The following is a 17,307-nucleotide window of genomic DNA, read 5'->3' on the forward strand; positions in this document are numbered from 1 at the left end:
TTTTCGCCTGTAGGCGAACCCCACCGCTACACTGGCGTGCCGTGATGATCACCCTGGACCATGTCAGCAAGCAGTACAAGGCGTCGGCGCGCCCGGCGCTGGATGACATCAACGTCAAGATCGACAAGGGTGAGTTCGTCTTTCTGATCGGACCGTCGGGCTCGGGCAAGTCGACGTTCATGCGGCTGCTGCTGGCAGCGGAGGCGCCGACCTCCGGAGACGTGCGGGTGTCGAAGTTCCATGTCAACAAGCTGCGCGGCCGTCATGTGCCAAAGCTGCGTCAGGTGATCGGCTGCGTCTTCCAGGACTTCCGGTTGCTGCAGCAAAAGACGGTGTACGAAAACGTTGCCTTCGCCCTCGAGGTGATCGGCAAGCGCACCGACGCGATCAACCGGGTAGTGCCCGACGTACTTGAGACGGTGGGGCTGTCCGGTAAGGCCAACCGCATGCCGGGGGAGCTGTCTGGCGGCGAACAACAGCGGGTCGCGATCGCCCGCGCATTTGTCAACCGGCCGCTGGTACTGCTGGCCGACGAGCCCACCGGCAACCTCGACCCGGAGACCAGTAAGGACATCATGGATTTGTTGGAGCGGATCAACCGCACCGGAACGACGGTGCTGATGGCAACCCACGACCACCACATCGTCGACTCGATGCGGCAACGCGTGGTCGAGTTGTCGCTGGGCAGGCTGGTTCGTGACGAACAGCGCGGTGTCTACGGGATGGATCGCTAAGTGCGCTTCGGCTTCCTGCTCAACGAGGTCCTAACCGGCCTGCGTCGCAATGTCACCATGACCATCGCGATGATCCTGACGACCGCGATCTCGATCGGTCTGTTCGGCGGCGGTCTGCTGGTGGTCCGGTTGGCGGACAACTCCAGAGCCATCTACCTCGACCGGGTTGAGACCCAGGTGTTCCTCACCGACGACGTCTCGGCCAATGACCCGACCTGCGATGCCAACCCGTGCAAGGCGCTGCGCGAGAAGATCGAAAAACGATCGGACGTCAAGGCGGTGCGATTCCTCAACCGCCAACAGGCCTACGACGACGCCATCAAGAAGTTCCCCCAATACAAGGACGTCGCGGGCAAGGATTCCTTCCCTGCATCGTTCATCGTCAAGCTGGAAAACCCCGAGCAACACAAGGACTTCGACTCCGCGATGCAGGGCCAGCCGGGCGTGCTTTCCGTGCTCAATCAGAAAGACTTGATCGATCGGCTGTTCGCGGTGTTGGACGGCTTGAGCAATGCCGCGTTTGCGGTGGCGCTGGTTCAGGCCGTGGGCGCAATCTTGTTGATCGCCAACATGGTCCAGGTCGCCGCGTATACCCGACGCACCGAGATCGGCATCATGCGATTGGTCGGCGCCAGTCGCTGGTATACCCAGCTGCCGTTCCTGGTGGAGGCGATGCTGGCCGCGACGGTCGGCGTGGCCATCGCCGTTGGTGGCTTGATTTTGGTGCGAGCGATGTTCTTGGAAAACGCGCTGAACCAGTTCTACCAAGCCAATCTGATCGCCCGGGTCGACTACGCCGACATCTTGTATATCTCCCCGTGGCTCCTGGCGTTGGGGGTGGCGATGGCCGGGCTAACCGCATACGCGACGTTGCGCCTATACGTACGGCGGTAGCGGTGGCCGGGCAGTCAAAGCAGGCGGTCGGTAAGGGCGGCGGTAAGAAGATCATCGCCACCAACCGCAAGGCGCGGCACAACTACTCGATCCTGGAAGTGTTCGAGGCCGGCGTCGCGCTGCAGGGGACCGAGGTGAAGAGCCTGCGCGAAGGGCACGCCTCGCTGGTGGACGCCTTCGCCACCGTCGACGACGGCGAGATTTGGCTGCGCAACCTGCACATTCCGGAATATCAGCACGGCAGCTGGACCAACCACGAACCGCGGCGCACCCGCAAGTTGCTGCTGCACCGCCGCCAGATTGACACCCTGATCGGCAAGATTCGTGAGGGCAACTTTGCGCTGGTGCCGTTGTCGCTGTATTTCACCGACGGCAAGGTCAAGGTCGAACTCGCGCTGGCGCGCGGCAAGCACGCCCACGACAAGCGCCAGGACCTGGCCCGACGCGATGCCCAGCGCGAAGTGATTCGTGAGCTGGGTCGCCGGGCCAAAGGCATGGGCTGAACGAGGTCGGCCTCAGCGGTTGCCGCTGACCGGCCTAGGATCCGACCATGGCCGAACGTCCTCTGACCAAGCTCGACAAGTCCGACGTACTGGCAGGGCTATTCGCCGTGTGGGATTCGCTGGACGCCTTACTGAGCGGGCTGTCCGAGACGGACTGGCAGGCGATGAGTCCGCTGCCCGGCTGGAACGTGAAGGCCGTGGTAGCACACATCATCGGCACCGAGTCGTTTCTGCTCGGTGTGGCGCCACCCGAGCCCGACATCGACGTCTCGGCGCTGGGGCATGTACACAACCCCATCGCCGTGATGAACGAATGCTGGGTGCGGCACCTCAGCGAAGAATCGGGCAGTGGCCTGCTCGAGCGGTTCCGCGAGGTCGCCGCCAAGCGGCGCAAGGCCCTCACGGACCTTTCCGACGAGGAATGGAACGCGGCGACCACCACACCGACCGGTCCCGACACCTACGGGCGATTCATGCGGATCCGCGTCTTCGACTGCTGGATGCACGAGCAGGACATCCGTGCGGGGGTGCAGCGTCCGTCGTCCGACGACGAGCTGGTTGGACCGGCCTCGCGGCTGTCTCTCGACGAGATCTCGTCCACCATGGGATTCATCGTCGGCAAGCTCGCCAAAGCACCCGACGGTTCACGCGTCCTGTTCGAACTGACGGGCCCGGTGGCCCGCACCATGCGCGTCAGCGTCGACGGCCGGGCGCAGGTGGTCGACGACTTCGGCGGTCAGGATCCGACCGCGACGATCCGGATCGATGGGCTGCAGTTCACCAGGCTTGCCGGCGGGCGCCCAAAGTGCCCGACCCGTGCCCAGGATGTTGAACTGGGCGGTGACCAGGCCATGGCCGCCAACATCGTCGAGCACCTCAACTTCGTGATCTGATCGGGAAGTTAATTCGGTTGCCGCTTGTTGATAGCGGCGTACGATGGGTTGTCCTGCCGAAAGTCGGCGGGGATGTTCGAAGACATGGGGCTGAACGGTTTCGACTTCGCGCATCGAATCAAGGGAAGCGTGCCGGTGCAGGCAAGAGACCACCGTAAGCGTCGCTGCAACTAGATAAGCGCCGATTCACATCAGCGCGACTACGCTCTCGCTGCCTAAGCGACGGCTAGTCTGTCGGACCGGGAACGCCCTCGCCCCGGACCCCGGCATCAGCTAGAGGGATCCACCGATGAGTTCGGTCGCGGGACTCATCGGGACATCAACAGCGACTGGGATTGTCATCCTGGCTAGTTCGCGTGACCAGGAGATCCGAGCAGAGGCATAGCGGACTGCGCACGGAGAAGCCTTGAGGGAATGCCGTAGGACCCGGGTTCGATTCCCGGCAGCTCCACTGAAGAATGCTGTTCAAGCACCATATTGTGCAAGCGTTCGGTCACTCGACACTTTCTAGTCGAGACACATAGACGGAAAAGATTGCAGATCGGACCATATTTCAGAGCGGGTGAAGACCACTGGCAGCAGGCATCAATACCCGACCCTGCGTACTACACGGCCACGCTGGGTGACTGGGGCCGATTGCCGAGTTAATAACGCTCACGGCCGCCGTGGTGGCGTGAATGGCTGGCCGGATGCTGGCGGCAACGCTTCGGCGGCGAGTTGGGCGCCAAGGCCCTGCGATCGACGGGCCATAATCCGTAGCTGAGCAAGTACGACTTGCAGTTCATCCGATCCCACCCGCGCGGGTCTCAATCGACGACACGTGGGCGGACAGTCAGGCCCGATCCGCAACCGCTGAGGAAGCGACCCGTTGATAGCTGGCCAGCGCGGCAAGGTCCGGCCAAGTACTTTTTCTGTGCTAGCTCGGCAGCCGACATGCCGCCGGGGCGGCGGCGCAAGCCAATGCCGTTGTCGCAGTAAATACTTGGGACTAGGTGGGCCTGAAGCGCTTCCGTATGGACGCAAATCTGGCCGTACTCATTCACGGGAACACGCCGGCTATGAAGTGCCGGGGCCATGACGGGGCACCGGGCGCAGACGAGTTCGATTACAACGCCTGAAAGGGGTCCGCCGGGGGCGGACGGATCTCGGTCGGGTTGCTGGGGGCCGCGTGCATTGGCCGAAACGAACCGGGGAGTGTTTCGAACGATCAGGCGGATGGCACGCTGGGAACGTCAGCAGGGTGGAGCCGGACATTACCATCAAGGTCGCACTCCGGGAATAGCACTGCTCCGCTGCCAATCTGGGCTCCCAGCTGCTCGACCATAGCCACATTCGCCTCGTGTGTGAAGATGACCAATTCCTCGATCAGTTCGACACCCTCGGGTTGGGTCTCAAGGCCTTCGATCTCGTACTGTGCCGCGCTTACCATTTCGTAGATCTGGTCTTTGAGCTCCAGCGTTGCCGTGGCGGTCTCTTCGTGCCAAACGTATAGCTCTTGAAGCTGCCTTGTCAGCAACGCTATTCGCCTCATCCACCTCTGTAGCTCGCCGTCGGCTGCGTCGGCGGTCGCCCCCGACCAGACGCTAGGCTCGAAGATCCGCAACTGCAACAGCAGGCAGGTCTCGTACACGTGGCAAACCTGCGCGTGCATTTCCATCAATTCCCGTGACCGCTGATACAAGTGGTCCTCGTCAACGTCAGGCCACCCGCCAGGGTCGAGCATCAATTCAGCGTAGGGACCCATCGGCCTCATCAAGGTCATCGCCCACGGCCTTTCAACTGTTGGTACCTTTCGATTGGGCCTGCTGCGTTCTTAGGCGCGCCGGTCACATCGGCTCGGCCGCAGCGGGTTTCCGGGTCCATCGGCGGTCGCCGGAAAACTACTGGCGAGCGAGTTGAGTGCCTCGTCTCCGGTCGCTACTCGCGTATGCGAGCGCCGCAAACGCTATCTTCGAGGCTGTTTCCCCTAGACCTGCTCTGATGCTTGGCAGCAAGGTAAACACCGCTGAGTAGATGGTCGGCATCGCCACGTTGATCGCCGCCGACGCCGCATCCTCTCCGACCATGACCAATGGTGGTGGGGCTGGCGGCAAGCTACGCGCGTCGGCAGCCAGTTCTTCTGCTACGGACTCGAGAATGGACGGGTCGCATCTCAGTGGCGGTAAGGGCATTGCCGAATCCCTCCGTTGGGTAAGGCATCTCCGGTTGGGCGAACATCTTGACGGGGCACCCGCCGGTCGTGGTCACAGCCCCGCCTCGCGGCATCGAATGGGCGTCGTGCGGTACCAAAGAATGCCGCTGGATCAACGCGAGCACGCGTTCGCAGCGTGCTTGGTACCACCTGCCCGCCCACGGCGCTTCCGCATTCGTCGACCGGTGGCCCGCTGGCGCGCATGCCAGACAGGCAGGCCCGGGATCGTTAATTTGCCTCATCGTCACGAACGCGCGCCCGCAAATATGACGTCTTGAGTAGAAATCCACGGCGAAGTGTCGCACACTAGTTGTGCAATCATGCGCTCGATCCTTCTTTGCACCAGCACGCATTCGTTTCTTAATCCCTTGGTGGGACACATATACCGCAGTTGGTGCATTCATTCAAGGGGTTTGCTGTGGAATGAATTTCCTTATCAACTTTCGATGATTTTTGCCGATCGTAGCGGCGCTGCCGCGGTGGCAACCCTAAAGGCCGCCAACCGTGCCCGCCAGTCCGATTGCCGGCACGATCGTTTCAGCTCTACCGGCACTATTCGGAGCGATTCCGGGGTGCGCTGCAGCGGCTCCACCCATGGGGCTGGGCCGCTCGGTGTCCGCCCCCAGCCCTGCGAATTATGCAGCGGGCTGATGAATTATTTCAGCGGTCGTCGGTGAATAAATTCTGGCGACAAAACCAGTAGGTCGACCCCGATCGGTTGGGTCATGGTTTAAGGGGTCTGATGCCCACGTTGTGGCCGGAAGGCGCGACAAAGTCATGGCGAAAAGGGAAATAATTCACCCGATGCTGTTAGACACGGAGTGGGGTGCTAGTCGAGTGGGTTGGTCGTGATCAGACTGGCGAGTTTGTGGTCGAAGACGGACACAGCGGTAGCGCTACCCGGCTTGCGCGCGGCCTGATTTTCGAAGCACGTTAGGAACTCGTTGACGAAGTCTTGCCGCGGGTAGCGGGCAAGCACCTCGGCCCGGGTCTCGAGTGGGAATTCCTCCGGGCGCAGGCCAACGACATCCCAGGCTGTGGCCACCTGAAGAAGGTGTGACTCGGGATCGACGTCGGCCGCTACGGCGTCACGCATGTGCAGCACGATGATTTCCGCGGCCCTGGCGGCGCGTTCCGGGGTCCAGCCAGCCGCAATACCGAAAACCCAGGCCAGTTCACCACCGGCGTTCTCGAACGGCACTGTGTGGCTGTCGAACACGTCGGTGAGCGCCATGTCGTGAAGCATCGCCGAGACATACAACAGCTCGTCGTCGTAGTTGATGCGATGGGTCGCGGCGTAGTGCGCACCCCACAGGTAAGAGCGGATGCAGTGGTCGCGAAGCGAGGGTGTATAGCAGCGGTTTGCCACCGTCAGCGCGGCTGCGGCGGCCGGTGTGTTCGGAAACATCTTCGTGAAACGACGCAGCGTGCTATCGCATTCCGGTGAGCTGGGCAGCCGTCCCGTCTTTCCCCACGCATATTGGCTACCGAAGCTTCGGCGTCAGCGACGCCCAGTCGTGCCTATGGATGAGCGGTAAACGGCGCTGTGACAATGTTATTCACTCATGACCCGCGCCCGCTGGTGGCGGCACATCACGCCAGTCGGCCTTGACCTTCCCGTTGCCAACGGTGTCCACTCTAAAAAGGTTCCAGAAGGGGCGTGAATCATGGGCGCGGCCATCATGCTCGGCATGCTGTTTGGGCTGATTGCCCTGGTGTTCGTCGCGGTCTACTACTTCGACCCCGAAGCGCGTCCCGAAACGCGTGCAGGTCGGCGGCGATGAGCACCGAGCTGACGCCGTTGCTGACCGGGGCCGTGATCTTCGGTTGGGGCAGCGGCATCGTGTTCACCGCAATTGGGGCGTATCTGAGCATCCGCCGCGGCCGCCTGCACCCACTATTGTTGCTGTGCATCTCGGCAATTTCGTTCTCCTGGATCGAGGCGCCTTACGACTGGGCGATGTACGCGCAGTTCCCACCCGCTCTGCCCCGCATGCCACCGTGGTGGCCGTTGAACATGACGTGGGGTGGACTGCCGTCGTCGGTGCCGGTCGGCTACATCGGCTACTTCGTGCTACCCGCGGTGATCGGCGCCGCGCTCGGACGACGGTTGAGCGCGCGGTTCGGTTGGCGTCGACCGCTGACCCTGCTATCCGTCGGCCTTGTCGTGGGCTTTTGCTGGGCCTTCGTTTTCAACGCGTTTGTCGGCGCCCGGCTCGGCGTCTTTTTCTACGGCTACGTGATCCCCGGGCTGGCGGTCTTCGAGGGCACCAAGCACCAGTACCCGATCTATGACTCCTTGGCGTTGGGCTTTCAGATGATGGTGTTCACCTACTTGCTCGGCAGGACGGATTCCGACGGACGAAATGTCATCGAGATGTGGGCCGACAAGCGGTCAACGAGCCGTCTCCAGTTGTCGCTGCTGTCCGTCGGCGCCGTCGTTGTCATCGGAAACCTGCTCTACGGCGCGGTTTTTGCACCGCACCTCGCGACCAAGCTGGGCGGCTGGGTGACTTCGGGGCCGACGGAGCAGCTATTTCCCGGTGTACCGAACCAGCCCCGCTAGCGCGGCCTCGGTGACCAGGGGTGCGATCGGTGCGGCGATTCACTCACGGTGGTGCGGTGGAGCCTCATCGCGCAGCCATTCGTCGTTGGAGGCCCGCCGAATCAGATCCTCGTCGCCGAACCTGTCCAAGTCCTCGGGCGCGACGTGCACGCGCCGCGGTTTCGGCGCGCTCGGGGGCGGGGTTTCCGAATCCATGGCGGTGATTGTCTCCAATGTGCCCAACTCGGCCTTAAAAGCCCATCTTCTGGCATTTGATATTTCGATTCTGACAGACCATGCCGATACGGCCCTGGCCTTCAAGTACGCCCTCGGGGTGGCTCGCATGCTGTTCGCGCGGATCCTGCAGGGGTGGCTGGATGAGGATGAGCAAATCGTCGATTATCGGCGGCGTCGCATCTTCGGGGTCTGCATGAGCGATGCCACTGCCGCTCGCGAGAGCGGTCACCGCGATCAGGATGGCCGACGCTGCGTGGGCGATTCTGCGAAGTGGCATTGGTCAACCTCTCGGCGGCCTGCGACGGATTGCCGGCTGAGTCTGAAGCCTACTCGACAATCGCAGCCGTGAACGATCTGGCAAACGAACCGCTATCGGCCGCGCGGGTTGTGTCCAGAGTGACTTAGCTGCGTCGCAAACCAGCTACAAACGGGAAACAACTCAGATTTCATTAACCAGCAAAGGCGTCGGCGCAATCGGGTGGTGCTTAGCGTATCGGCTGTGATGCCGCTTTCCGCGGTCCTTCGACGGGCCGCGGTTCTGGCTGTGTGCCTCGTCGTGTCGGTCACCGCACCGTCGGCAGGTGCGCAACCGGACGCCCAACCCCCGCCCGGCGCTGTGCCGCCGGACGACGGGACAGTGCCTCCGGGCACACCCGCCAGGATCACCACTCCTGACGGCTGGAGCCTGGCTCTCGGCGCCAAGGACGAGAAGCACGTACCGGTGGCGCCGCTGACCACCGCGCTGTCCTCTCGCGAATACCTCTCCAGCGGGATCTTCGGCGCGTCGCTGACCGGGCCGGAAACTCCTCGGGGCATCCTCGAGGTCGGATACGAGATTGGCTGCGGTATCGACATGAGCACTTCCAACGGCTTCGTCATGGCAAACAGCGGCGGTGTCGCTCCATCGATCGGCGCCGAGCTTCCGTTGGGGCCGGGCCAGCCGCCGATTCTCATTCCACTGGTGACCGGGCAGTACAACAACCTGGTCAGCGTGGGGCTCAAGCCCGGATTCGTCGTCGTGGTGCCGGTGGTCAGAAAAGAATTCAAGGGAGCCAATCCCTGGATCATGATCAGCGCCTTCCATCTCAAGATCGACGGCTGCGTTGGCCAGTCGTTTGTCCGCTCGTATTCGACCTTGACCCGTATCACCGACGAATCCGACGTGGTCTTGTCCTACGTCGGCTCTACCAAGGCTGTCTGATCGCGTTGTGGAAGACCGCGGTCGATCTCGGTGCTACGCGGGGGTGGCGGGCTCGATCAGCAGCGTCGGCACGCCGCACGTACCGTTCTTCACGCTGACCACGCGCGTGCCAGGCCTGCGCCCCGGGCGAACGTCGGAGACGTCGAGCCCGGCTTCGGCAAGCCGCGTCCGCGCGGCGTCAGCGTTCGCAACGCGCCAGGACAACCCCCAGAGCTGATCGGTTCGAGCCGGGAGCTGCGCGTCGCTCAACGGCTCCGCGATCTCAACGGTGACTCCGCCCACCTGCAGGAACACCAGCCGCATGCCCCAGTCCACAAAACTGCGATCCAGCGCAAGACGCAGGCCCAGTCGATCGCGGTAGAGCGCAATCGCGGCATCCGCGTCGGAGGTCGTGAGCACTACGTGATCGATCCCGGTGATCACCGCCTCGTTGGATCCGGACGGTGGCGCCTCGGGAAGGCGATCGGGTGCCTCGTGCTCGATGGCGACCATTAACACGCCGCGGGTACGGGATTGCGGTAGCAGTGCGCTGCGCCAGCGCCGGACTTGCCCGGTTTCGGTGTCGCGGCCGAGACCGGGGGATACCGGCGAGGGCTCGAGACCGTTGGCCACGAGTTGTGCGTGTGCAAGGTCGAGATCAGCGGTGGCGAATGCGAGCCCGATCGGGCCCTCGCCTCGTTCATCCAACTGCGCCGCGACAGTGCGCCCGAGGGGACCATCGCCGTGCGGTGTGATCAGCTCGAGGTAGGTGTTGTTCAGCCGAAACAGTGCATTCGCCGTACCCCATCCGGGATGATCTCCGCGCCGCGACAGGCCGCGGGACAACAGCGTGGCGTAGCGCCGGGTGGCGTCACCGAGGTCGTGCACCGCGAGAATGACGTGGTCGAGAGCGTCGAACACGCACTCAGCATGCCTGATCGATCGGGTCGGGTGAACCCGGGTGAGGGTGGGCTCGCTAACCGTTGCTGGCGCGGGCCTTGATCGCGTCCTGGGAGATGTAAACGTCGAACTCGCCGGGCGCCGAGATGACCGCGTTGCCGTAGGCCGACCGCACGAACGGTCGGGTCCACCACTTGCCACCGCGCATGTCGGCGAAAAAGTCTCCGTCACCGCCGTTAAGAAAGATTTGGTGCTGTGTCGGCGAAACCCCGTCGAGGCGTTCACCAAAAAGCCGGGTCACCTTGTAACCGGAATGCATGCCCAGCACATTTACCCAGTGGTGCAGCTCGACAATGTCGGCCTGCAGCACCCACAGGTCGCCCTCGACCTGATAGGTGTGGCGGCTATATGCCTTGCCGTCATCGTCGTAGAGCGTGAGATCCACAGTGAGTTCATGCGCGGAGTTACTCACCGGGGTGGCCAGCACGTGGGCGGCTTTCACCTCGCCGGTCAGCCCCAAGTACGTCTGGACCACCGTGGCGAACCAGAGCACCAGAATCGAAACAACAAGCAGCGTAACGCCGGTGACCGCTCGTCCGGGCCGCAATCGCAGTCGGCGTCCCCGTGCCGTCGACTCCGGCGACCCGTCGCCGGAATGTACCTTCTGGCGTCGCCCGACCACCGACGACAACAACATCACCACTGCGGCAATGGCGACACCCGCCAGGACGATCTGCGCCAAGCCAAACTGGTGAGGATAGGTCATACCGGTAGCTGTACCCGCCGAACGTCAGTGCGAAGCGGATTCCCGCCGGTTCACCGCCGAATTGCACACAAAGCCGACTGAGGTAATTCGGGCAAACCGCCACGTGCATCGCCGACGCCGGCATACGCTCCGGCTACTCGGCGATCGGAATTGGTGGGCGGCTTGGGAGGCCGCCCTGATGTGGTGGGAGCGACGCTGTGTCCTATGTCTTTGCGTGGCCCGAGACGATGTCCGCGGTGGCCACCGACGTGGAGTCGATCGGTTTGGCGGTCGCGGCGGCAAACCAAAGCGTGACAGGTGCCACGACGCGGGTGCTAGCAGCTGCCGAGGACGAGGTGTCGGCGGCGATCGCGGCCCTGTTCTCCGCCCACGGCCAGGGCTATCAAGCGCTTAGCGCCCAGGCGGCGGCGTTTCAGCAGCGATTTGTCCAGACGTTGGTCGGCGCCGGCGAGGCCTATGCCGCCGCCGAGGCGGCCAACGTGTCGCCGTTGGTGGCCCTTGAGCAAGCGCTGTTAGGTATGCAGCTGGAAATTCAGCAGGCCCCAACGACGCTGGCCACCGGCTTTACCCAGATATCCAACACGATTATTACCGGAATCTTTGGTGCACCGGCCGATCCGCCCTTCCCGGCAACGCAGACTGGGACCTTCACCGGCACCCCGTCGCTGGCAACCAGACTTGAAATCGCTGCGTTGGCGCCGGTGAAACCCCTGCTGTCGTTATCCGGACTCGAAACTCAACTCGCCGTGCCGGGTAATCCGCTATTGGCGCTCATTGCCAGTGACATCCCGCCGCTGTCGTGGTTTATCGGCAACTCCCCGCCACCGTTGTTGAACTTGCTGCTCGGAGAAACGGTGCAATACACCACCTACAACGGGATGAGCGTGGTGCAGATTACGCCGGCTCACCCCACGGGGGAATACGTGGTCGCTATTCATGGGGGCGCGTTTATCATTCCGCCCTCGTTCCTCCATTGGATCAATTACTCGGTGATGGCTCACCAAACCGGCGCGACGGTTCAGGTGCCGATTTATCCATTGCTGCAAGAGGGAGGTACCGCCGCCACGGTGGTGCCCCAGATGGCCGGCCTTATCTCCTCCCAAATCGCCCAACACGGGTCCTCTAACGTCAGCGTGATCGGCGACTCCGCGGGTGGCAACCTCGCGCTCGCAGCTACCCAATATCTGGTGAGCCAGGCCCTACCCGTGCCAAGTTCGATGGTTCTGTTGTCTCCGTGGCTGGACGTCGGGATGACCAATCCCAATATTGCGTTCGTCCAGGACCCCTTGCTTCCGGTTGGCCCTGCGCAACAGATCGGCAAGGTGTGGGCAGGCAATCTTGCGGTGACCGACCCGCTGGTGAGTCCGCTGTATGGGTCACTCAACGGACTCCCGCCGACGTATGTCTACTCGGGCAACTTGGACATACTTTCGCCCGACGTGTTTGTCCTGCAGCACGAAGCCGCAGCGGTCGGGGCCCCGATCAATTTTGTGTTGGCCAACAGTCAAATTCATGACTGGATTCTGCTCACCCTGGACGGTCCGCGTTACTGGCCGCAGATCAACCGGGAACTCGGTATCGCGGCCTGACTGCAACGCAACTACGGAGTGCCGCCTAGCTTGCGGGCCGACTCGTTTCCGACGAGGACAAACACGGCTATTGGAACACCGACTTCGGCATCGGTAAACCACGGCAGCAACGACTCGGGCGCCGTCAACGACGGTACCGGGCAATCGGGCCTTTTCCGGGCCGCCTAGGGCCTACAGGTTCGGCTCGGTTTCCAACAGCCGCAGTGGGTGCAGGCCGTCGACCGCGCCGACAAACGGCGGATGGATGCTGTAGCCGAGCATGCGGCGAATGTCCTCGGAGACCGTTCGAGCGATCTCACGTGACACCGACAAGGAGAAGGCCTCCATCGGCCGCAACCACGGTTCACAGTACTGGGCGGTGACGGCGAGGCGCTCCCCGCTACTGGTGTTCGCGCCTCCGCCGTGCCACAGGGTGCCCACGAAAAAGACGCACGAGCCGGCGGGCATAACGACGGGTAGCGCGCGATCGTCGGGGCCCGGCCGGCGTTTGCCCCAGCGCTGGCTGCCGGGTATGACCACCGTGGCGCCATTGTTGGCGGTGAAGTCGTCGATCGCCCAGATCGTCGCCGCGGCCAGCGGTGCCCGGGGGCGCGGAACCGGGTAGAACCCGTCGTCATGGTGAGCCAGTTGCGCGGTCTCGCCGGGCAATATGTTGATGGCTTGCAATGCCGAAAGCAGGTAATTGGGCATCAGCAACCGGTCGAGCACCGCCAGCACCCGCGGATGGTCGACAAGCCGGTCGCACACCCGCGTGCGGCTCAGCACGCTGTAGATGCGCTGGGTATGCCGGCCCTCGAATGTGTTGCGCCCGGTATGCCCCAGCCAGGGTCGCACGATTTCGCGGATTTGCTGGCATTGCTCGTCACCGAGCAGGTTCTCCCAAATGACGTAGCCGTCGCGGTCCAGGGCCGCCATGTCGGCGTCGACGATTGCACCCTCAATCGAGCCGCCACCGCTGGGCGTCCACTTGAACCGTTGCGCCAGGTCGCCCTTGAGGTCCTCCAGCGTGGTGACGGCGTCGTCCTCGATGTTCATTGGCGCTTGTCCTTGTCCCGGCGTTCAGCAGCGTGGTCTTCCTCTGACCAGACTAGGCCGACGATGAAGAGAAAGTGGGTGACCCGAAAGCTGCTATCGAGGTGGTAGCTCCGGATGAAATGCCGCCTGATGCGTGCACGCATTGACGGCAACTAGCCCTGCAACGACTGTGCATGTGGTCAACTACTTGGACATCTAGGAATACCGTGAGAGACGTTCTAATGGATAATGACCAAAGCAGTTCTACTCCATCGCGATCTCCCGTTCCGCCGGACGAGCGGGCCGCCCTGCCGGATGGCCGCGGCGATACCGGCTTTTTAAAACGAATCGGTAAATGGTGGCGGGGGGAGCGCAGAGCGTTCCTTGCTGCTCACTTCGCGGTACACATTGCATCCGGCGAGTGGATGCTCAAAGGGCGCGTTAACGGCGGGACGGTTATCTTCTTTCGATCGGTACAGGTCGCGTTGACGGCTTGGCTGGTCGCCGTCTGGTTTCGATCCTTCTGCTACGCCGCTTGGCCCTTGCGTTTTGACGGTGTGCAATTCTTGCGCGATATGGGCAATCACCTCCCTTGGCTCGGAGCAACCTTTGGTGCGATTTACGTCGCGCTTTATACCAGGTTCTCCGCACAATGGAACTATCTCGCTGCCACCTATAACCAGCTGATGTCGACGCAAGCGCAGATCGAGGGACTGGCTCCGACTCTGGACCAGAGCCAGCCTGACCGCAACAAGAAGATCGTCGTCTGGAAGGCCGGCTTTATCGAAGATGCACAGGATCTGCATCTCGCCACCAAGCCCACCTTTGCGATGGCGATCCTGTACATGCTCAAGAACCAGGACATCGCTGACGTATTCGATGCCGGAGCCAAGGGCGGCGAGCAACGCCGGAAGAAGTTGGAGGCACTCCTGATAAAGAGCATCGGCGAAGACAACCTTCCAGCCCACTACATCCAGTACCAGGAAGGTTCGCTGGATACGCCAACTTCGACCCGGCCCGGGTAATGGATGGTCCTTGGTGGAAAACCTCACCAAGGGCGCTCGTGGCGGGTCGGCACATTTCTCTTGGTTGCAACGGCCGCTTCTCTTGGTTGCAACGGCGGCTTCTATTGGTCGCAACGGCGGCGAAAAGCCTCGCCTAGTTGTGCACCGGGAGTTTGGCGAAAGCGGGCGATACACCATGCGTCCACGGTTTCGTTACCGGTCAATAGGCGAGATTTATCGGACCATAACTAGTTGGTCATGGACAGCTTTGGCACCGCGGAGTGAAATGGGAACCAGACCTTGAATTCCCTTACAGCTCAATCCAGCACCCGATCCAGCAGAGGAGTTAGCCCATGCACGCCTCGTCGACGCCAGGGGCCGCAACCAGATCGACAGTGCCGCCAATCCAGACTTCCGCGTCAGTGCACCGCCGCCGTCGTTGGGGACGACGAATGGGCTCCGGGCTGCGGGTGGTCGCGCTCGCGGCGGCGGTGACCGCGGCGATAACCCTGACCGGCATCATCAACCGACCAGCGGTGACCCTGGCTGCGGGCGACGCGATCGACATCGGGGCCGGCATCTCGGTCACCCCCGCGCCGGGCTGGAGCATCGGTGACCAGGGTCCTGGCTGGGTGACACTGCACAACACCTACTCCACCGCCGAGATGGAGATCAGGGTCAAACCTGCCAACGGAACGGATGCGGTCGCGTTGCTCCAAGCCGATATCGATCAGTTGGCCACCGTGTCGGCGACGGGTCTGACCAACGTCCACGATATGGGTGCCCCCGATGCCGACACCCTGCAAGGCGGACGATTTCAGCAGGAAGCCTCGATCAACTACAGCGCGGACGGATCCTCACGGATGGGCGATATTCCCGTCATCGGCGCCTTCTACGAATTGCTGAGCACTTCAAGCCATCAGTCGGCGTTCATCGTGTTCACCCAAAATGGCGACTCCTCCACGCACTCGGACAACGACGCCGCAATGATGATCAACTCCATGTTGTAACCGTTGGCGGTAGCGGTTGCTAGGCCAACACGCGGACAGCGGCACCGCGGTGCTGGCGGGCCCTGGGCCGATGTGAGAGTTCGTCAGCGCTCATGCCTCGGCCGGTAGCCTGTCGGCCATGAAGAAACTGCTGTCAGCTATGGCGCTGATGATCGCGGTCATCGGCCCGGCCGCGATGTCGGGCATTGTCGCCACGGCTCAGGCTCAACCGATCGCCTTCGAGCCCGATTGGCCGGATCATCCGGACCAAACCCAACACACGATATGTGCTGCCCTCGCCCAGGGTTGGTCCCGCGCCCAGATTGTCGATGCTGCGGAATACGCGAACGATATGAATCTGACCGGTCTTAGTGTCGTTCAGGCTGCACAACGCGCCGACGCGATGATCGATGCGGCTCACGACGCGGTGTGTCCGACGCTGAACGTCGATTGATCCAGACAGCGGGCCGTTGCCCGCAACGGCGGTGGGTGGGCCAAATGTGTTGCGACGCTTCGGTTCAGGTGCAAAGGGTGGGAGCGTCGCACACATTGCCCGGGCAGTAAACCGAGTGTGCGGCGTTGACCATGGTCCCGACGTCCAGCAACGTAACGCCTCTCGCGTCCAGGTGGGCGTGAATATCGTCGGCAATCCGTTGCGGCGTCCAACCCCAGGTGAGGTCGTAACAGATGAGGTGCGCCTCCCCGATTAGTGCCTCTTCCTTCCCGGCCGGCCACGTGAGGCCGACCGCGCGCAGCTGTGCGAGGTAGTCGTCATCGGCCGGACTGGCAGTCGCAATCCCGGCGCTACCCATCAGGGCAACGCCAGCCATTACAGGGATGCTCAGGCCGGCCAGCCAGCGAGGTAAGGGCATTCGACTCGCCTCCATTCTTGGTGTTGGCACGAAGGGTAGCGAAGGGGTTGCCGCCGGTGCTCGCGATCGGTGGGTCGATCACCGGTCTCGGTGAGGTTACGAGCGGTATACGTGGGGATACCAGCGGCGGTGTTGTTGGTGGCTGGTCGTGGCAGCGGGGTGTGCGGCCACGTTCGCCACCCTGCAGCTGCGCATGAAGGTCGCCAAGGGCCCGGGATCGCGGGCAGCTGGGCTGGCGATGGCCTACAAGCTGATCGACGCCGCTCAGGACCGCTGGCGGGCCGTCAACGCCTCACACTTGGTCGTCCTCGTCGGTGCCGGTGCGGTCTTCCGCAAAGGCAAACTGCTCGAACGGCCACCGACATCACCCCACCGACGCCGCCATCAGGCGGCGATCAGCACACTGGGACGGAGGTCGCCTGAAACACACCCCGATCCACTGGTCTCGACGATTTCTCGGGTACGGCGGAATCGATTCCACCTACATGCCCGGCCAGATCGGCACGCCTCCGGTGAGGTTAACCTTGCCCCCAGAAGCGGGATCCATTATCGCCGAGCTTGAGCGGCCTCGCTGTAGCGGCGCACTGCCCCTCGACCACACCGCGGCGAACGCACATTCCGGAGATCGGTTCTCCCGGATCATAGCGCAGCATTGCTTGTGTGACTTCGTCTTTCGGGTTCGCTTGGCCGATCAGGACAGCTCGGTAAGCTCGGAACGTTTCGCCCTGGGCAGACAATGAAACTCAGGAAGCTCAAACATTCGTGTCCTTCCTGTCGTATTCTGCTCGGCTGTTGTCGTTGACTCCGGTAAGGATTACCCGCTGCTTCGGAGCGACCTGCGAGTGCGTCACCTGAGGGTAGGTGACCTGAGGCACCTGACTGAGTGGCTCGGCATTGGCCATGCCTGCTCCCAACCCGACCGTGGCAAGTCCCAGGGCACCCACCACGGCGGCAGCACCAGCGATCGTCCTGATGTTCATCGCGAGCTCCTATCCA

The 17,307-nt window shown here is 62.7% G+C and carries 19 protein-coding genes, 1 other RNA gene and 1 pseudogene; 12 read left to right on the top strand and 9 right to left on the bottom strand.

The window, feature by feature from the left end:
* The first annotated feature begins 44 nt into the window (after positions 1–44).
* From ftsE to ssrA, 5 genes are all read left to right on the top strand, one after another.
* A complete protein-coding gene (ftsE, locus tag MB901379_RS06535; protein ID WP_158018996.1) occupies positions 45–734 on the top strand; it encodes a cell division ATP-binding protein FtsE in 690 nt (229 codons plus the stop codon).
* Entirely contained in the window at positions 735–1,628 is an 894-nt protein-coding gene (ftsX, locus tag MB901379_RS06540) for a permease-like cell division protein FtsX (protein WP_158015877.1), read from the top strand.
* Positions 1,629–1,630: 2 nt separating this feature from the next.
* Positions 1,631–2,131, top strand: coding sequence for an SsrA-binding protein SmpB (gene smpB, locus MB901379_RS06545; RefSeq protein ID WP_158015878.1), 501 nt, complete (start codon positions 1,631–1,633; stop codon positions 2,129–2,131).
* 47 nt (positions 2,132–2,178) lie between these two features.
* Positions 2,179–3,024: a maleylpyruvate isomerase family mycothiol-dependent enzyme gene (locus MB901379_RS06550; RefSeq protein ID WP_158015879.1), complete on the top strand. Its 846-nt coding sequence runs from the start codon at positions 2,179–2,181 to the stop codon at positions 3,022–3,024.
* Positions 3,025–3,110: 86 nt separating this feature from the next.
* Positions 3,111–3,478, top strand: a transfer-messenger RNA (tmRNA) gene (ssrA, locus tag MB901379_RS06555).
* A gap of 753 nt (positions 3,479–4,231) precedes the next feature.
* Here the strand turns inward: ssrA and MB901379_RS06560 are convergent.
* Both MB901379_RS06560 and MB901379_RS06565 read right to left on the bottom strand, forming a co-directional pair.
* Positions 4,232–4,786, bottom strand: coding sequence for a hypothetical protein (locus tag MB901379_RS06560; protein WP_158015880.1), 555 nt, complete (start codon positions 4,784–4,786; stop codon positions 4,232–4,234).
* 1,258 nt (positions 4,787–6,044) lie between these two features.
* Positions 6,045–6,623 (bottom strand): HD domain-containing protein, encoded by a 579-nt coding sequence (locus tag MB901379_RS06565; RefSeq protein WP_158015881.1) that lies wholly within the window; start codon positions 6,621–6,623, stop codon positions 6,045–6,047.
* A gap of 372 nt (positions 6,624–6,995) precedes the next feature.
* Between MB901379_RS06565 and MB901379_RS06570 the strand changes: the two genes are divergently transcribed.
* Positions 6,996–7,781 carry a spirocyclase AveC family protein gene (locus MB901379_RS06570; RefSeq protein ID WP_158015882.1) on the top strand — a complete coding sequence of 262 codons (786 nt, stop codon included), beginning with the start codon at positions 6,996–6,998 and terminating at the stop codon, positions 7,779–7,781.
* A gap of 39 nt (positions 7,782–7,820) precedes the next feature.
* Here the strand turns inward: MB901379_RS06570 and MB901379_RS23960 are convergent, their stop codons facing one another.
* Together MB901379_RS23960 and MB901379_RS06575 are read right to left on the bottom strand one after the other, a co-directional pair.
* Positions 7,821–7,976, bottom strand: coding sequence for a hypothetical protein (locus MB901379_RS23960; RefSeq protein ID WP_174236998.1), 156 nt, complete (start codon positions 7,974–7,976; stop codon positions 7,821–7,823).
* 34 nt (positions 7,977–8,010) lie between these two features.
* On the bottom strand, positions 8,011–8,274 hold the full coding sequence (locus tag MB901379_RS06575) for a hypothetical protein (protein ID WP_158015883.1): 264 nt from the start codon (positions 8,272–8,274) through the stop codon (positions 8,011–8,013).
* A gap of 225 nt (positions 8,275–8,499) precedes the next feature.
* Between MB901379_RS06575 and MB901379_RS06580 the strand changes: the two genes are divergently transcribed.
* A complete protein-coding gene (locus MB901379_RS06580) occupies positions 8,500–9,198 on the top strand; it encodes an MspA family porin (protein ID WP_174237075.1) in 699 nt (232 codons plus the stop codon).
* Between the two features lie 33 nt (positions 9,199–9,231).
* Here MB901379_RS06580 and MB901379_RS06585 read toward each other — a convergent pair whose 3' ends face one another.
* Positions 9,232–10,098: a VOC family protein gene (locus MB901379_RS06585; protein WP_158015884.1), complete on the bottom strand. Its 867-nt coding sequence runs from the start codon at positions 10,096–10,098 to the stop codon at positions 9,232–9,234.
* A 55-nt stretch (positions 10,099–10,153) separates the two neighbouring features.
* A complete protein-coding gene (locus MB901379_RS06590) occupies positions 10,154–10,843 on the bottom strand; it encodes a hypothetical protein (RefSeq protein ID WP_158015885.1) in 690 nt (229 codons plus the stop codon).
* A 197-nt stretch (positions 10,844–11,040) separates the two neighbouring features.
* Here MB901379_RS06590 and lipY point away from each other — a divergent pair, with 197 nt between their 5' ends.
* Positions 11,041–12,432 carry a triacylglycerol lipase LipY gene (gene lipY, locus MB901379_RS06595; protein WP_158015886.1) on the top strand — a complete coding sequence of 464 codons (1,392 nt, stop codon included), beginning with the start codon at positions 11,041–11,043 and terminating at the stop codon, positions 12,430–12,432.
* A gap of 171 nt (positions 12,433–12,603) precedes the next feature.
* On the opposite strand, the gene MB901379_RS06600 is transcribed toward lipY, so the two are convergent.
* Positions 12,604–13,467, bottom strand: coding sequence for a phytanoyl-CoA dioxygenase family protein (locus tag MB901379_RS06600; protein ID WP_158015887.1), 864 nt, complete (start codon positions 13,465–13,467; stop codon positions 12,604–12,606).
* 221 nt (positions 13,468–13,688) lie between these two features.
* Here MB901379_RS06600 and MB901379_RS06605 point away from each other — a divergent pair, with 221 nt between their 5' ends.
* The 3 genes from MB901379_RS06605 (at position 13,689) to MB901379_RS06615 (ending at position 15,893) form a co-directional block, all read left to right on the top strand.
* Positions 13,689–14,471, top strand: coding sequence for a hypothetical protein (locus MB901379_RS06605; protein WP_232022006.1), 783 nt, complete (start codon positions 13,689–13,691; stop codon positions 14,469–14,471).
* A 431-nt stretch (positions 14,472–14,902) separates the two neighbouring features.
* Entirely contained in the window at positions 14,903–15,460 is a 558-nt protein-coding gene (locus tag MB901379_RS06610; protein ID WP_232022007.1) for a hypothetical protein, read from the top strand.
* A gap of 118 nt (positions 15,461–15,578) precedes the next feature.
* Positions 15,579–15,893, top strand: coding sequence for a hypothetical protein (locus MB901379_RS06615; RefSeq protein WP_158015889.1), 315 nt, complete (start codon positions 15,579–15,581; stop codon positions 15,891–15,893).
* Positions 15,894–15,957: 64 nt separating this feature from the next.
* Here the strand turns inward: MB901379_RS06615 and MB901379_RS06620 are convergent, their stop codons facing one another.
* Positions 15,958–16,269 (bottom strand): DUF732 domain-containing protein, encoded by a 312-nt coding sequence (locus MB901379_RS06620; protein ID WP_158015890.1) that lies wholly within the window; start codon positions 16,267–16,269, stop codon positions 15,958–15,960.
* Positions 16,270–16,477: 208 nt separating this feature from the next.
* Between MB901379_RS06620 and MB901379_RS06625 the strand changes: the two are divergent.
* Positions 16,478–16,734, top strand: a pseudogene (locus MB901379_RS06625) (IS256 family transposase); the annotation flags it as partial.
* A gap of 329 nt (positions 16,735–17,063) precedes the next feature.
* On the opposite strand, the gene MB901379_RS06630 reads toward MB901379_RS06625, so the two are convergent.
* On the bottom strand, positions 17,064–17,291 hold the full coding sequence (locus MB901379_RS06630; protein ID WP_158015891.1) for a hypothetical protein: 228 nt from the start codon (positions 17,289–17,291) through the stop codon (positions 17,064–17,066).
* Positions 17,292–17,307: the final 16 nt, after the last annotated feature.

The organism is Mycobacterium basiliense (genome assembly GCF_900292015.1).
GTDB classification, from domain to species: domain Bacteria; phylum Actinomycetota; class Actinomycetes; order Mycobacteriales; family Mycobacteriaceae; genus Mycobacterium; species Mycobacterium basiliense.

Bases quoted from the DNA above. Each gene is read 5' to 3' on its own strand.
- MB901379_RS06550 (WP_158015879.1), top strand. From the start codon at position 2,179: ATGGCCGAACGTCCTCTGACCAAGCTCGACAAGTCCGACGTACTGGCA.
- MB901379_RS06590 (WP_158015885.1), bottom strand. From the start codon at position 10,843: ATGACCTATCCTCACCAGTTTGGCTTGGCGCAGATCGTCCTGGCGGGT.
- MB901379_RS06565 (WP_158015881.1), bottom strand. From the start codon at position 6,623: ATGTTTCCGAACACACCGGCCGCCGCAGCCGCGCTGACGGTGGCAAAC.
- MB901379_RS06580 (WP_174237075.1), top strand. From the start codon at position 8,500: ATGCCGCTTTCCGCGGTCCTTCGACGGGCCGCGGTTCTGGCTGTGTGC.
- MB901379_RS06620 (WP_158015890.1), bottom strand. From the start codon at position 16,269: ATGGCTGGCGTTGCCCTGATGGGTAGCGCCGGGATTGCGACTGCCAGT.
- MB901379_RS23960 (WP_174236998.1), bottom strand. From the start codon at position 7,976: ATGGATTCGGAAACCCCGCCCCCGAGCGCGCCGAAACCGCGGCGCGTG.
- MB901379_RS06605 (WP_232022006.1), top strand. From the start codon at position 13,689: ATGGATAATGACCAAAGCAGTTCTACTCCATCGCGATCTCCCGTTCCG.
- MB901379_RS06560 (WP_158015880.1), bottom strand. From the start codon at position 4,786: ATGACCTTGATGAGGCCGATGGGTCCCTACGCTGAATTGATGCTCGAC.
- MB901379_RS06570 (WP_158015882.1), top strand. From the start codon at position 6,996: ATGAGCACCGAGCTGACGCCGTTGCTGACCGGGGCCGTGATCTTCGGT.
- MB901379_RS06615 (WP_158015889.1), top strand. From the start codon at position 15,579: ATGAAGAAACTGCTGTCAGCTATGGCGCTGATGATCGCGGTCATCGGC.
- MB901379_RS06600 (WP_158015887.1), bottom strand. From the start codon at position 13,467: ATGAACATCGAGGACGACGCCGTCACCACGCTGGAGGACCTCAAGGGC.
- ftsE (WP_158018996.1), top strand. From the start codon at position 45: ATGATCACCCTGGACCATGTCAGCAAGCAGTACAAGGCGTCGGCGCGC.
- MB901379_RS06610 (WP_232022007.1), top strand. From the start codon at position 14,903: ATGGGCTCCGGGCTGCGGGTGGTCGCGCTCGCGGCGGCGGTGACCGCG.
- MB901379_RS06630 (WP_158015891.1), bottom strand. From the start codon at position 17,291: ATGAACATCAGGACGATCGCTGGTGCTGCCGCCGTGGTGGGTGCCCTG.
- MB901379_RS06575 (WP_158015883.1), bottom strand. From the start codon at position 8,274: ATGCCACTTCGCAGAATCGCCCACGCAGCGTCGGCCATCCTGATCGCG.